General features: G+C 44.1%; 9 protein-coding genes. All 9 read right to left on the reverse strand.

Features of this window, described 5'->3' with window-relative positions:
- Positions 1-21: 21 nt before the first annotated feature.
- Complete coding sequence (locus tag GGD38_RS08725; RefSeq protein WP_375298387.1) at positions 22-3,192, reverse strand: efflux RND transporter permease subunit; 3,171 nt, start codon at positions 3,190-3,192, stop codon at positions 22-24.
- A gap of 44 nt (positions 3,193-3,236) precedes the next feature.
- The gene (locus GGD38_RS08730) at positions 3,237-4,346 is read right to left on the reverse strand and encodes an efflux RND transporter periplasmic adaptor subunit (protein ID WP_375298386.1); all 1,110 of its coding nucleotides are present in this window, start codon (positions 4,344-4,346) and stop codon (positions 3,237-3,239) included.
- Between the two features lie 139 nt (positions 4,347-4,485).
- Entirely contained in the window at positions 4,486-4,851 is a 366-nt protein-coding gene (locus GGD38_RS08735) for a hypothetical protein (protein WP_375298385.1), read from the reverse strand.
- Positions 4,852-5,788: 937 nt separating this feature from the next.
- The gene (locus tag GGD38_RS08740) at positions 5,789-7,069 is read right to left on the reverse strand and encodes an alginate lyase family protein (protein ID WP_375298384.1); all 1,281 of its coding nucleotides are present in this window, start codon (positions 7,067-7,069) and stop codon (positions 5,789-5,791) included.
- 35 nt (positions 7,070-7,104) lie between these two features.
- Positions 7,105-8,448, reverse strand: a complete 1,344-nt coding sequence (locus GGD38_RS08745) for a LamG-like jellyroll fold domain-containing protein (protein WP_375298383.1) — start codon at positions 8,446-8,448, stop codon at positions 7,105-7,107.
- A gap of 138 nt (positions 8,449-8,586) precedes the next feature.
- Complete coding sequence (locus tag GGD38_RS08750) at positions 8,587-10,410, reverse strand: RagB/SusD family nutrient uptake outer membrane protein (protein WP_375298382.1); 1,824 nt, start codon at positions 10,408-10,410, stop codon at positions 8,587-8,589.
- A 31-nt stretch (positions 10,411-10,441) separates the two neighbouring features.
- Complete coding sequence (locus GGD38_RS08755; RefSeq protein WP_375298381.1) at positions 10,442-13,930, reverse strand: TonB-dependent receptor; 3,489 nt, start codon at positions 13,928-13,930, stop codon at positions 10,442-10,444.
- Positions 13,931-14,359: 429 nt separating this feature from the next.
- On the reverse strand, positions 14,360-15,568 hold the full coding sequence (locus tag GGD38_RS08760; RefSeq protein ID WP_375298380.1) for a FecR family protein: 1,209 nt from the start codon (positions 15,566-15,568) through the stop codon (positions 14,360-14,362).
- 128 nt (positions 15,569-15,696) lie between these two features.
- Positions 15,697-16,290, reverse strand: coding sequence for an RNA polymerase sigma-70 factor (locus GGD38_RS08765; RefSeq protein ID WP_375298379.1), 594 nt, complete (start codon positions 16,288-16,290; stop codon positions 15,697-15,699).
- Positions 16,291-16,371 lie beyond the last annotated feature (81 nt).

Below are 16,371 nucleotides of genomic sequence, written 5' to 3' on the forward strand. Positions count from 1 at the left end.
TGGTTAATTAAGATTTTGAAACTACTCTACCATACTTTCTGTCAATGGTACTTCTTCGTCGTTTGGCACTTCCTTCTTTCCCTTCTTCTTCGCACGGCGATACATAAACAGGCCGTATAAACCAGGTATTAAAAAGATACCGAAGATGGTACCCGCCAGCATACCGCCCGCGGCCGCATTACCAATTGAGCGGTTACCCATGGCGCCTGCTCCATTGGCAATACACAAGGGTATCAATCCCGCAATAAAGGCAAAGGAGGTCATAAGAATAGGACGTAAGCGCGATACAGCGCCTTCGCGTGCCGCCTCTATTACCCGCACGCCTGCCCGATGGCGTTGCACCGCTACCTCAACAATAAGAATGGCGTTCTTGGCCAGCAAACCAATAAGCATGATCAATGCTACCTGTGCATAGATATTATTTTCAAGCCCCATTGCTAACAATAAAGCAAAGGCACCGGCAATACCGGCGGGTAATGAAAGAATAACCGCCAACGGCAACAAAAAGCTTTCATATTGCGCCGCCAGCAACAGGTATACAAACACCAAACAAACGGCAAAAATGTAAACAGCCTGGTTACCCGAAATGATCTGCTCACGCGTCATTCCGCTCCACTCATAGGTATACCCTTTTGGCAACACACTATCTGCCACATGCTGTATGGCGCTAATGGCCTGGCCGCTGGAGAAGCCGGTGGCCGCATCACCATTGATCATAGCGGCAGTATACATATTGTACCGGGTTATTTGCTCGGGGCCAAACACCTTTTCCATTCTAATGAAATTGGAGTAAGGCACCATTTCGCCTTTGTCGTTTTTTACGTACAGCTTCAATACATCCTCAGGGTTGGCGCGGTATTCGGGCAGGGCCTGCAACATCACCTTATACATTTGCTCAAAGCGAATAAAGTTGGTTGCATAATAACTACCCAGCAGGGTTTGCAGGGTGTTCATGGCATTTTCAACACTTACACCTTGTTTAGCTGCCATTTCCTGGTCAACATGTATAAGGTATTGCGGGAAATTGGGATCGAAACTGGTATTGGCGCCGGCAATAGCCTGATGGTTCTTTAGTGAAGTAAGGAATTTATCCGACACATCGGCCATTTCCTGCAAACCGGCATTGCGGTTCTTGTTCAGCAGTCTGAGCTCAAAGCCACCGGCATTACCAAAACCAGGCACCGTAGGCGGCTCAAAGTATTCTATTACCGCATCGGCAATATGTGCTGTTTTTACTTTCAACTGTTGAATGATCTCAGGAACGGTCTCGTCTCTTTCATCCCAGGTCTTCAGGTTTATCATGGCCATGCCATAAGAAGCGCCCGTTACATCGCTCATTAAACTATACCCGGCCAGGGTACTGATGTTATCTATGCTTTTATCCTTTCCAATCGCTCTTTGCACTGCATCCAACACTTCTTCGGTACGCTCAACGGTTGAACCTGGCGGCGTGGTAACGTTCACATAGATCATACTCTGGTCTTCGGCCGGAATAAAACCCGACGGCAGAAACTTTGATACACCCCAGGTGGCAAAACAGAACAACACCAGTATCCCTATGGTGAGGGTTTTGCGTTTCACCATATGTGTTACCATACGACCATAACCTGTTTCGGTACGGTTATATACATTATTGAACCCATTGAAGAACCGTTGCAACAGGTTCTTCTTTTTCTTACCGCCATGATTATGTTTAAGCATCAGCGCGCACAAGGCGGGCGTAAGCGTAAGGGCATTGATACCCGAAATAACGATAGACATGGCCAGTGTTAGCGAGAACTGCCGGTAGAAAACACCTACAGGCCCTGAAAGAAAGGCCACCGGTACAAACACGGCCGACATTACACCGGTAATTGCGACAATAGCGCCGCCTATTTCTTTCATGGCGGCAATGGTGGCTTCTGTGGCCGGCAAATGCTGTTCCTGCATTTTCACATGCACTGCTTCTACCACCACAATGGCATTATCAACCACAATACCAATGGCCAGCACCAATGCAAACAACGTGAGCATGTTGATGGAGAAACCCAACATTTGCATAAACGCCAGTGTTCCCACCAATGCTACCGGTACGGCCAGCGCCGGTATTAAAGTGGAGCGGAAGTCCTGCAGGAAAATAAACACTACGATAAACACAAGAATAAATGCCTCCAGCAAGGTGCGCAATACTTCATGTATACTGGCATCGAGGAAACGCGATACATCGTAAGCGTAGTTATAGGTCATGCCGGGTGGAAAACTGGTTTCTTTCAGGTCTTCCATTTTCGACTTGATGGTCTCTATAACTTCCTTTGCATTGGAACCTGGCCGTTGTTTTATCATGATCGATGCGGAAGGCCGGCCATCGGTCTTCGACACCATATCGTAACTCACTGTACCAAACTCTACATCGGCAATATCTTTCAAGCGCAATAAAGAGCCGTCTTCATTGGCGCGCAGTATTACATTTTTATACTGTTCGGGTGTATTGAACTTACCTGTATACTTTAAGATGTATTGTTTTGCCTGCTTATCTTTTCCTGAGTTTTCACCGGTTGAACCGGGCGCCGCTTCTATATTCTGGCGGCGAAGACCGGCAATGATCTCATCTGTTGATATATTATAAGCGAGTAACTTATCGGGCTTTAACCATACACGCATGGAGTAGTCGCGTGAGCCCATGATATCAACAAGACCAACCCCATCGATCCTTTTTAACTCCTGCAGAACGTTAATATCGGTAAAGTTATAAATGAACTCTTCATCGGCGGTACTGTCGGTACTCATAATATTGAGGTACAGCAGCATGGAGTTCACTTCCTTTTCTGAAGTAACACCGGCCTTGATCACCTCTTCGGGCAATTCATCGAGCACGGTAATTACACGGTTTTGTACGTTCACCGCTGCCTGATCGGGATCGGTACCTACTTCAAAAAACACCTGTATAAGCGTAACACCGTTGTTACTGCTTACAGAGCTCATATACGTCATACCCGGCACACCATTGATGGCGCGTTCAAGCGGTACAGCCACTGCTTTTGTACAAACATCGGCATTGGCGCCATTGTACGTGGCCGTTACCACTACAGATGGAGGTACTATATCGGGAAACTGTGTTACTGGTAATGTAAACAGGGCAAGAACGCCCAATAACAATATAACCAAAGAAATTACTAACGACAAGATCGGTCGTCTGATAAAAGTCTCAAACATCCTTTAGGGTTTTTCTGCTTTACAATGTTGTTTACATCTTTCTGTTAAAAAACACTTTCAGCAGAGATCATGCGGGCCTTAACCGTGCTGCCTTCTTTAATGTTTTGTACACCTTCGTAAACGATACGGTCGCCTTCGGCCAGTCCTGATTTAACCAGAATGTATTCATCGATGCGGGCTTCGGGCACAAAACTTTTCATTCGTACTTTTTGATCGTCGCCCACTACAAACACATAGTTTCTGTCCTGAATTTCAAGCACTGCTTTTTGTGGTATTATCAATGCTTTTGAAATGGGTGATGTAAGCAGGATATTACCACTGGCGCCATGTTTCAGCACGCCCGATGGATTGGGGAATGCGGCGCGGAATGCAATGGAACCTGTTTCCTGGTCAAACTCGCCTTCCATGGTTTCTATTTTACCGGCATGTTTATATTCAGTGCCATCGGCCAGCACTAATGTAGCGGGTTGTGGTGTATGGTGCGCCGCCTTTTTATTATTTACATAATTCAAATATTCTTTTTCTGATACTTTGAAGTACACATGCATGGCATGGTTATCAGAAACAGTGGTGAGTAATGTTCCTTCGTTTACCAGGCTTCCCAACTTGTGGGGAATGCGGTCAATGATACCATCGAAGGGCGCCCTTACTGCAGTATAAGATAAATTGATCTTTGCTTTTTCTTCTTTAGCAATTGCTTCATCGACCCTTGCTTTTGCAGCCGCCAGTTTTGCATTGGCAAGTTCCAGTTCGGTACCTGTTACTATCTTTTTATCAACCAGCGATTGTACCCGGCGAACTTCCACTTCGGCACCTTTTACTTCGGCCAGCGCACTGGTAAGCGCTGCTTTTGCTTCCGACACTTCAACTTTAAACTCGGCATCGTTTAACCGAAACATAAGCTGGCCTTTTTTTACAAACTGGCCTTCGTCAACCTGTATGCTTTCTAAAAACCCAGCTACTTTAGCTCTTAACTCTACATTCTGCCGCGCATTGATGTTGGCCACATATGAACGATGCAGGGTAGTATCCTTGCTCTTCAATGTAAAAACGGGCACCTCTACATCGGGCATTTTCTTTTCGGTATTTCCTTTTACGGCACATCCTGTTAACCAAACTATAGACAAAACATTCAAGGCTGCTAAAGCTTTCATCTTTATACATTAATTATTTGAGTATTTAATAGAAGGGATAAGCGCACACACTTCCCCTGCCAAACCGGTTCGTTTGCGCAAGCAATTACCTGTTGCAAACAAACTTGCAAGCAGGGAAAAACAGTATGGTGTATAAAACTCAGAAAGGAGTTAACCGAAAGAGAAAGAGATAATAGAACGGCGGAAGATGGGGTGTTTTTCTTGTATATAATACCGATACGGTTGGCGACACAAGGGTGTTTACCAGTTTGCCCGTATTTGTATGACTATTTCTGAAAGAGGTTTCGCAACGGAATCTAAGCCTGAGAAAGGATTGCTTTTTGCGGGTGTTGAATGAATAATTTACATCATCATCATGATCGGTGGTAAAGTTATCACTATTTATTCCTGTAGCATATGACCGCAGATCGCCGGCATGCCATTGCATACGCATACCGGGATCGGCCATCGCTACGACGCCCAATAGTAGATAAACAATGAATTGTAGTAAATATTTCCTATTCACAAATACCGATCGTTTTTCAGGATTATCCGCACACACTTTTAACCATACTTACAGATTGAATTAAACTATAAACGGTTGCAAGCGCTGCAAAATTACCTTTACATCTACTTAAGGAAATAATACTAATGCTTTTCTAATATGATTTTAATGAAGAATAAAGAGAGATGAATGTTTGATTAAATGCAGGTATGTGAAATAAGAAGTAGGACGTAAGAAATAGGAGGAACCCGAATTTCGAGCCTACTGACCATTGCATTTCTTACTTCATACTTCGTATCTCTTACTTCTGCTGTTCCTATCGAGCAGGCGGGCCCAAAACATTCCACCCGAATTTCACACCAGCATGCTTTGTTGTGACACTTAGGAATGTTGCTGCCTCCCTTTTCTGTTAAAGGGTGTCACTTTCCTTTCTTGCTGCCTCACCTGTATGCTTTGCTGCAACACCAGAGAGTCTTGCTGGGTGATTTTGACACCTGGTGTTGCAGCCGCCAACGTAAATGCGCAACATAGCTATATAAGTGTGCTGCTTTTCTCTTTCGCTGCGACACTCAGCATCTTTGCTGCCGCACTTTTGTCTTTTGGTGCGTGATTTAGGTTATAAGTGTTGCATCTATCCACGTAAGCGTGACACTTATAGCCTGGAGTTATGCACTAGTAGAGCGGAGTTACGCATTGGAAAACAGAAGTTACGCACCTGGTGCCTGTAATGGTGCAGCAGGAGAGCATAGTTACGCAGCAAAGGTGTTATGCAACACATTGGTTTGTTTTGCAACACATATAACAAAAGCCCCGACGGTAACCGTCGGGGCTCGCTGTAGTTTTTGTTTTTCTGGTAAGTTTGAGGGTACCTGGATATTGGATCTTTTGATATTGGATTTATGGATATTGGACCCTCAGATATTGGACTTTCAATCTTTCACAGATATTGGATACTATTTTAAGGTCTTGTATATAACAAGGTGCCAAAACCTAACTGGTCGTAACCACCGCTGTTAGGGCTATAATCACCGCCGCCGCCTTCGGGGAACGATTTGTTCATGGCATTCTCGGTGTAAGTAGCCTTCATACCCTTCCGTTTTGCATAGTGGCTGTAGATCATAGTATATATAGGCCTAACATCGCCTCTTTCCTCTTCACTGATCTGTGTATGCATTATTGTAGTATCGCAATCTTTGTAAGCATATTCTTTCCAGGGTACATCTTCATGGGCAATATTGTATTTGGCGTTGTATTCAGAAGCTTTAAGCACCATATTATCATTAAAGCCATAAAAATCATCGCCCTGGTGCCAGGCCATTTCGCAAATGGTACCCAGCATAGCCATTACCAGTGTGGCGTGGCCCTGATCGCGACCGCTTTCCTGCAATTGCGCCAGCCCCTGCTCTTTATGTACATAATAGATCGCCTTTCTAATGTTACCGTTTCCACCACCGCGTTGAAAGTAATTTACCGCTTCATTGTAAAGTGAACGTTTATCGGTTAAGATACCAATGGCCATTACTGAAGCTATGTTACCAAGATCCCAGTTAGCCCAGTAGTGATCTATACAGGCACCATTATGGGTAGTAAGGAAAGAATGGTTCAATGGATAGAAGACCGTCAGCATCCAGTTTTGATATGCTGCAAAATCTTCCGCTTTCCAGCCACTGTAATCGCGCATCAGTTCACCGGCCAGAGCAAACTGGTAGCCATAGAAACCGGCTGCCAGGAACACGTTGGGGTCGCCGCTTAATTGCTTACAGGTAGAAGCCCAGGCGTTCAGAACCAGTATGGCTCTTTCGGCATAAGCAACATCGCCTGATATTTTCCAGCGAAGCGCTAACTGATACGCAGCAGCTGCATCATTGAAAGCCTTCGAGTAATTATCAGACTCTGGTTCTTCCCTGCTGCTACCTCCTCTGATCAATTTTACAACAGGGCTGGGTGCATAGCCTAATTGAGCATGTGCATTTGCGGTCAGCTTATTCCATCCGGTAAAAATGTCGCCGGTACCTGTGGCAATTGCTGCTTTAATACGGTCAAAGTCTTCGGTTACGTTCAATCCGCCGGGGTGATTTAATGATTTACTTCCGGGAAAAGTATCAATATATTTTACAGCACCTGCAATGGCTGTGGTATCATATAATTCGTCGTATTCTTCCCCGCTCTTTTTTGAGCAATCAGCTAATGATGTGCTCAGCAACAGCGCGAGTATAGAAAAACCAGCGAGTCGTTTCATAGTATTTATTGGCTTTTGAAAATTGGTGTATGAAGCTATTTTTTGTAGTAATCAGTATATATCTGTTCTCCGGTCAATGCCTGATTATAGATGCGGAAATTATCCATGAGTCCGGCAAAATTCGTTTCCGTGCCCGAACCGTATGCATAACCGCCAATATTGGCACCTTTAATGGTCATCAGGAAGGGATCTGCGTCGTTTCTTGTAAGGTTTTTTGCCCCAATTTCAACGCCATCCATATAGATCTTCATAAACTGATTGGTAAATGAATATACCAGGGCTACATGTGCCCAAGTGGCGGGCGGTGTTACTCTGGAACCACCTAAATAATCTTCGTAATTTTCTGCCACACCAGCACTATTCTTTACCTTTTTCTCAAGCAGGAAACGGGTCACGATCTTTTGCTGTGTACCGTTCCAGTTATTTGTACCCGAGCCCATTCTTGTCAGAAAGCAAAAACGAGTACCACGAGCTTCACCAAATTCAAAGATGGGGTCGGGATAGATGTTTCTTCCAGCATCCCATTTTACCCAACAAGACACAGTAAAATCTCTTTGTTTAAAAAGAGCCATGTTAGTTACTGCAATTGACCCGTCGGCTTTCCATGCAGTGGGCGTAAAACCAGGGAATCTAGCTGCCTGGCCACGTTTACCTTCCTCGTAAGTAAGATCATCAGCTGTACCCTTAGTATAGGTGGCGCCTACAGAACCACTTATTCTATCAATAAGATTGCCATCAAAATCAAGCGCATATATAGGAGAAGGGATCGCAACAAGGATACCAAAGCTGGGACCTTTTACTTTAAAATCATTTACTGTAAGAGTAAGGGTACCTGGCTGAAAACTGGCAGGTACTGTAATACTAATCAATGAGTCTTCAACGGAATTAACAGTACCCGGGGTACCATTAAAACTTGCACTCACTTTCGAAAGGTCGGTACCGAAATGTGCGCCAGAGATAAGCATAACATCTCCCGGCACACCAGCTGAGTCGCTAACAGAAGTAATTACCGGGTTTGGTAAAACAGTGAAACTGGCAACCGAGTCAATAGTATGCGTCCACACCTGTAAGCTTACTTTACCCGAAGCGGCTAAGGCCGGTACTCTTGCTACGATCTTACCATCTTCACATGATATGATAGTATCCGCCTGTATACCACCAAAAAATACTTTAACTGCGTTCTTAAAATCACCAAACTGCGAACCGGTGATAGCTACTTCAGCAAATCCTGCATAACCATTATCAGGAAATATGGCTTTCGGTTCAGGTACGGGGTAAGTATACGTTTTAATATCGGGCCCCTTGGTGCAACCCACATAAACAGCAGCCAATGCCAGTAAGGCCGTAATGAACTGAATATTTTTTAAATGAAACTTCATATAGTATGGATTTAAACAGATGCTCATTTAGTGATGATTGGCAATAGACAATCGACAGTCAATTTGCTATCTCCCGATTGGATAGGAGCACCAAATTGTGTTTGCTCCTCTCTCTGTCAATTGCCTATTGCCTATTACTTAGTACTCATTGTTTTGAACCAGGTTAGGATTCAACTGGATCTCCTGCAATGGTACCGGATACAAATAATGCTTTCTTTTAAAATTGCGGTTAGCCGCAGGGTCAAGCAAAATTGCTTTCAGATCACCATCCCCCGTCTTCGTTACTGTTTCCATAACCACTCCATTACTTGGGGTATAGTTTTTAACAATATACTTAGCCGCTATAACGCTATCTGCTGAAGGGTGTTCCAGTGAAGCAGTTTTAAACTCGGTTGTGTAAGTTGCTCCACCTACCACTATACTACATATATCCTGATTGAGGCTGCGTTCGGCAATACCCCAGCGCTTCAGGTCATCGAACCGGAAACATTCGCCCCATAATTCAACCGTTCTTTCACGTCTGATCTCTTCCTGCATATCGAGGTTGTTAGCTGTAACCAGTGCATTTGTAAGCGGGGCCACGCCTGCTCTTGTTCGCAACAGGTTAACAGAGCTGTTCAGGTCGGCATCACTGATAGTTCCATCCTTTTCAAACATTGCCTCTGCATAGATCAGATACACTTCAGCCAGCCTTATTTGCGGATAGTCCTGCGACTCTTTACGCTCACCACGGTAAGTAGGATATTTGTACGCTGAGAATTTGTAGTTTGAATAATTGAACTTCCCGTCGAGGATAATAGAACCAGCTGCAGGAATTGTTCCGGAAGCGCCAAACACGTGGCTAATTAAACGGTAATCCCTTTCCTGGTACTCCAGGTTCACTTTGCTATATCCCTGGAATTTAGGCGATTTATTTACCGGAAGGCCATCTGTACACACATACATATCCATCATTTTCCGGTTGGGCATTCCATAACCCTGCACCGTAGCTGAAAGATTGATCTTACCTACACGTAAATTAACATCATACAGGCTTTTCAGGATAAACTCTGTGTTAGTGGTTTTATCAAGACCTGAGGGGTTTGAACCAGAACCGTCTATACTGAACAGGTAGTAAGAACTACGGTTGTTCAATGCACTGTTATAGTTCCATAATTTGTAACCGCCACGCTGCATTACATCTTTTGCCAGGGCGGCCGCTTCGGTGAGAAACTGATTTACCTGATCACCGGCAGGTCCGGCAGAACCGTTAAAATCGGTAGAAGTACCGGTGTATTTACGCCAGGTTGCTTCATACAACAATACACGTGCTTTAAAAGCTTCAGCCGCCCATTTACTTACATGGCCTTTATCTTCTGTTGGAATAGTCTGTTCTGTAGGCAGTCCATTAATGGCTTCGTTTAAATCGGCCAGTATCTGGTCAACAACCTCGTACCGGCTGTTACGCGGAGCCTGTAATTCTGCCCCCTCAACATCGGGAACTGTTGTTATAATAGGAACGCCACCAAAACGCTTTAACAGGAAGAAGTAATGCCAGGCCCTGAAAAATTTGGCTGCTGCCACATATTGGGCGATCTCCTCTTTTTTGCCAGGATAGCTTTCTGCTTTTTTAAGAACAGTATTTATAGAACGTATATAGGCATATGGGTTAGACCAATATTTGTCTGTAAGCGGTACTGATACAGCTCCGCGGCCATAGGAAACCTGAAACCCTGCAGCCATATAGCCGGAAAGATCGGAACCAATATCCATGAAATCATAGATATTGCTACCATCGATAGGTTCCCAACTGATCATTTTTTCATAAAAATCGTTGGTTGCATATTTAAACTGTATGGGAGTGGTATAATAGGATGCTTCGCTTATTTTATCTAACGGCTTTAGATCCAGAAAATTTTTCTGGCAGGAAACAGCGCCTGTGATCATGGCGCCAACAACAGCCGGAATGACAAAGTTTTTCATTTATAATGTTTTTCGCTATTCAGATATTAGATTATAAACCCAGGTTAACACCAAATGACCAGGTTCTCATAAACGGATACACGCTTTTGCTTGAATTAGGACCCTGCTCAGGATCGAATCCGTCTTTAATGGAGCTAAATTCAAACAGGTCGTTGCCTGAGAAATACACACGTACTCTTTCGAGTTTCGCTTTTGACACCAATGCCTGTGGCAGTGTGTAACCAAGGATCAATGATTTCATGCGGATATACCGGTTGTTCTGTAACATGAAGTCATTGTGCAAATAGTTCCAGAGCACACGGTCTTTATGCACAGTGAGCCTTGGATATTTTGCTCCGGGATTTTCTTCAGTCCAGGTTTTACCAATAAACGTAGGATTCAAACTGGTATAAGGCGTATAGAAAGGGAATGCCAGATCGCCATTGCGCTCAATATATTGCTCACCTACCCCTTGCAGGAAGGCGCTGAAATCGATGTTCTTCCAGCCTGCGCCGAGGGTAATTCCGAATGTATAGTGTGGAGCAGCATCGCCTTTGTAAACCACATCCTTTGTATCGATTACACCGTTGCCATCAACATCACGCTTTCTGGTATCGCCGGGACGAAGTACCGCTTTGGGGTCTGTTGGAATATCTCCATTGCCCACAGAAGTATATCTGTTATAATAGCGATCAACCATGTCCTGATCTTTGAAATATCCTCTTGTAGAATACATGAACCATGAATTAAGCGCATAGCCCTCTCTTGCAGTTACCAAACCGGGCTCTGAAGATGAAGCACCATCCAGTTTTACCAGTTTATTACGGCTGTCGGATACGTTTATAGAAACGTTGTACGTCCAGTCGCCAACTTTATCGCGCCAGCCCAGCATAGCTTCCCAGCCATGTACATCAAGCACACCATTGTTTGTCTGAGGCGCATCGCCACCTAACACCGAAGGATAAATGATGTTGATCATCATGCCATCATTTCTCTTCTTATAATAATCAAAACGGGCACTTAACCTGTTGCGGTACATGATAAGGTCCATACCTATGTTCATCATCTTAACACGCTCCCAGGTACGGTCAACGCTGGTAATACCATTACGGACCAGGCGAACAACGGTTTGGTTGGCAGCAGTACTACCAAAGATGGTGGTACCCATAAGAACATCGGAAATATAATCGTACTCACCAATGTTAACGTTGTTACCCATGATACCATAACCACCACGAATTTTCAGGTGATTAAGGTCAACGATATCCAGGTCACGAATAAATTGCTCATTGGTAATTACCCAACCGGCAGAAACATCATAGAAATTAGACCATTTGTGACCGGGTGCAAAACGTGATGAACCATCACGGCGTCCCAGCATTTCAACCAGGTACTTTCCTCTGAAAGAATAATTCAATCTGCCGATGTATGAATAAATTCCCCACTGGTTGCGACCACCAACACCTTCTACATAATCGGTTGGGGCTACGTTCAGGTCATATACTCCGTCGTTACCAATATTGGTGCGGTAAGCGTATAAACTTTTATAATCGTTCTTTTCTGCATTTAAACCACCCATTGCAATGATGCGATGGCCACCAAACGATTTGGTGTATCTTAATAAAGCAGCATAATTCTGATATAATGTATTATCCGATTGCGCCCTGATGTTTGAGGTAGTAGTTATTCTTTTAGGGGCAAGGGTTCCTTCCCATTCGTACATAGGGAAAGAAAGCTGGTAATTATCCATCCGGTACTGGTTTACCTGGATAGAAGCGGTTCCTTCAAATTCAAGCCCTTTATACAGATCGGCAATACCCTTAACATCAACTCTTATGAGGTCATTCGTTCTGTTATCTCTTCCGCCGTCGGTTGTTGCTGCCGTAGCATTGTTATCACCTTCACCAAAGTTACCGTACCATTGACCGAATGGGTTTTTGGCAGGGAAGAATGGTGCATCATAAGAGACCATTTTGCTCATACCGGTTGAAGGAGAAGAGGTGATATCTTTCTGATAAGAAACACCTGTTTGCAGCTTTATTCTTTCAAGCAGTTTATAATCGTAATTCAAACGCAGGTTATATTGTTTTTTGCCATCGTAAGCGGTGGCCAGAGCGCCCTGGTTATCGGCATAGCCTGCTGATAAACGATAACCGGTTTTGTCGGTAGAACCAGATACGCTAAGCGTATGTTGTTGTGAAACCCGCGTAGCAAATAATTCATCGAACCGGTCTGCATTACCTACAAATATGTAACCCCATTTAGAGGTATTATAAATGCCTTCAACACCCGCTTTCATTTTCTCAAGGTTCTCAGCATTATCCCATCCCCAGTAATCTGTGAATTTTTCTTCCTTATTGGCATCTAAATACATACCAGCATACTGGCTCATATTGGGCGATGGCGCTCTGATACCAATAGTATTGATACGGGCATTGTAGTTATAATCGATCCTTGTTTTGCCTTTACCACGTTTGGTAGATACCAGTATAACACCGTTGGCGGCGCGGCTACCGAAGATAGCGGCCATACCATCTTTCAACACGTTCACCGATTCAATATCATCGGGGTTCATTGAATAAAACACGTTGGCATTTGCTACAGGAACCCCATCTATAACGATAAGCGGAGAACCGCCGTTTACCGACGTAACACCACGTATCTGCATGCTCAACTCTTCGTTACCGGGGCGGCCAGATGTTCTGGTAATTACCAAACCAGGCGTGCTTCCTTGCAAAGCCAACGCGGGGTTTGTAACCGCTCTGTTCTCAAAAGTTTTATTGGTCACTGGCTCAAGCGCGCCGGTTACGGTTGCTTTTTTAGAAGTACCATAACCTACAACCACCTGCTCTTCCATAGGCGATTGCGTGGTGGTCAATTTGATCTCGAACTCCGTTTTGTCACCTACACCAACCAGTTTATCGTCGAAACCAACATAGGAGATCACCAACACCGACCCAGGGCCTTCAACCATCAGCACAAATGAACCGTCGGCTTTTGTAATAGCAGCATTTATTTTTCCCTTTTCAGCTACGTTGGCGTTGGCCAAAGGCTGACCGGTTTCAGAAAGAATGCGGCCGGTAATTCTAATTGGCGGCGGCGCCACTTTTTCAGTTTTGATAACAGGTGCAACAGTTGGTGCAGTGGCAGTTGGCGGCGCTGGTGAAACAAACACCACTTCCTTTACTACAACAATGTTGTTATTGATAATGGTATAGGATAGTGGCTGTCCTTTAAAACAAATATCCAGCACCTGCGGAACCGAAGCGTTCTTAACGTTCAGGTTAACAGACGCTGCTTTTTGTAACAGCACTTCCCGGTATACAAACGTATAGCCTGCTTGCTTTTTGATCTCCTTAAAAACCTGTTTTAAGGGGATGTCTTTGCCAGATAGCGTAACTTTTTGAGAATACACCACGCCGGCAGAAAGATTTAAACAGGTAAACAGTAAAAAAACGGACAGGTAATTCATTACGATCAGTTCTTTACGCCCCACCTTTATTTTCGCCAAATAGCGGTGGAGGCAATGAATTAAATACATAAATTTGGATTTACCACCCTGGTTTCACAGACCGGGTGGTTGGGTTAAACAATAAGGATATCAGAGTCTGCATTGCATTAACCTGAACTTTACGCCGCACCGATTCGCACTCGGGGCGGTTTTTTATTTCAGGATAATTAGAAACTTTGATTCAACTGATCACGTATTATATAGACACACCAATCCCTATTTAACTCGCACAGCGAATTAAACAATCGTCAATGCATCGGTTTATAAACCGTCAATAAGTCAGTAAGGCATGTTTATAAGAATCGTTGGGCAAGTGCTGCTGGCAAGAATAAGGTGCAGCCAAATGAGAGTGAAAAATTGCTTCACGAAGGGCATTAGGCCCATGATCATAGATTATTAACAGTCCGCGCTCACAGTACGCGCGGAGGGCTTCAAATAGGATATGCATATAATAGGGGGTTATTTAACAATGATCTTTTTACCCTGTATGGTGAATCTCGCACTTCCCGATTCCTGCAGCACTTTCAATACGTCCGACAGGCGGGTGTTCCTTGAAATTTCAACAAACAAAGGATCATTTTTCACGGTGGCTCCCTCATATACAACATCTACATCATACCACCTGGCAAGCTGACGCATTACCGTTTTTACATCGGCACTTTCAAAATGAAACAAACCGTTCTTCCACGCAACCACATTATCTACATCTGTTGAATGGTGAATGGTCAGTGGTGAATGGCCTCGCGACAAAACAGCCTGCTCGCCAGGTTTCAGGACGACTGAAATTTCATTAGGCTTTTCACGTTTGCCGTTTCCCGTTTCACGCTTCACTACCCGCACCTTTCCTTCGAGCAATGTTGTTTTTATGGCGCTTTCGTCGTTATAGGCATTTACGTTAAAATGCGTTCCCAATACTTCCACCTGCATATCGCCCTTCTCCACAATAAACGGCACTTGTTGTCCTGAACTTAGCTTTAGCTTAGCCACTTCAAAATAAGCCTCGCCTGATATTTGCACTCTTCTTTCATTCTCCGCAAAGGAAATGGGATAATGAATAGAAGACTCTGAATTTAACCACACTTTAGACCCATCGGGTAATATAAGCTGGTACTGTCCGCTACGGGGTGTTGCCAGGGTGTTATACGCTAATGGCCCATGTTCACTTTCTTCTTCCTGCTCATATAACAATTGCCCATCGGCTGGTTTTAGCACTTTCGCATTTCCCTCTTTTGCAACCACACCATTTGACGCATCATCGAGCACAATGGTTGTACCGTTTGCCAAAGTAAGTACAGCTTTATTACTGCCGGGCGCTACATCGTTCTTTAATGTTTCTTCTTTTTTCGCAAGTAATGCCGCCTGCTGTTTGCTATTTAAATAATATGCTACACCGGTCATTAATACCAATATGGCAGCAGCCGTCCACCAGGCTTTGGCTGCGGTATGCATCCGGCGTACCGGTACGTACTGCAACTCATCGTCTGCAATATTTTGCATTAACCAGTTTTCGCCGGTAGCCTGTATTGATTCTTTTTCACCCTCCTCCCACTCCAACTCTCCGGTATTGATCAATTCATTATACCATGCTTCTACCAGTTGCTTTTCAGCATCTGTACATTCTCCGCTTCGGAATCTCTTTAAAAGGTCCGTTGCCAAGGTTTCATTCATAATTCAAGCATATAAAAATTCGGGCAACGTATATACTGTCCGGTAAAAGCAACCGAGGGGGTAAAAAAAATAGAATTTTTTTTGAACCAGGCACCGAACGTAATTATACTTTACCCTGTTGTGGTAATTTACCGCAACCACTGAAAAAGCAGGAATGCAAAAGTAGTTGCGTTGTGCTTAATGGCCGTTTTAATAATTTGTAAAGCATGTTGAATATGCTTTTTCACCGTTTCGTCCGATATGCCAAGGCGATCGGCAATTTCTTTATGGCTAAGATGATGCTGCCGGCTGAGCTGGTACACTTCCCGCATTTTATTGGGCATTTGTTCCACGGCAGATTGAATTACGTTTTGCAGCTCCTTTATTTGTAGTTGAGATTCTACATCGGGTGGCTGATAACTGACAAGCATGTCTGTTAACAAGACAAGATAATCGCGGCGGGTAATATTCTTTTCAATATACTTTATGACACTGTACTTAACACTCGTTTGCAGGTATGCGGCCAGTGAACCGGTAATGTTTAGTTCGTGTCGCCGGTTCCAGATAGATAAAAATATATCCTGAACCAGATCGGCCGCCTCCGTTTTTGAACGAAGCGCTCTTGCAGCTGATGCAAACAATGGTTGCCAGTAGCGGCGATAGAGCATGGTAAATGCATCTTTATCGCCATCGGCTACAAGACCAAGTAGTGTTTCATCAGTATAGATTGCAGTCGCTTCCAAATAAGGATTTATACTTAGCGGTAAAAGTAATACAAAAACTTAAAAATGATAAGCGAAGGAAAGGCTTTGTGGTTATATAAT

This window comes from Niastella sp. OAS944 (genome assembly GCA_024809215.1).
Lineage (GTDB): Bacteria > Bacteroidota > Bacteroidia > Chitinophagales > Chitinophagaceae > Niastella.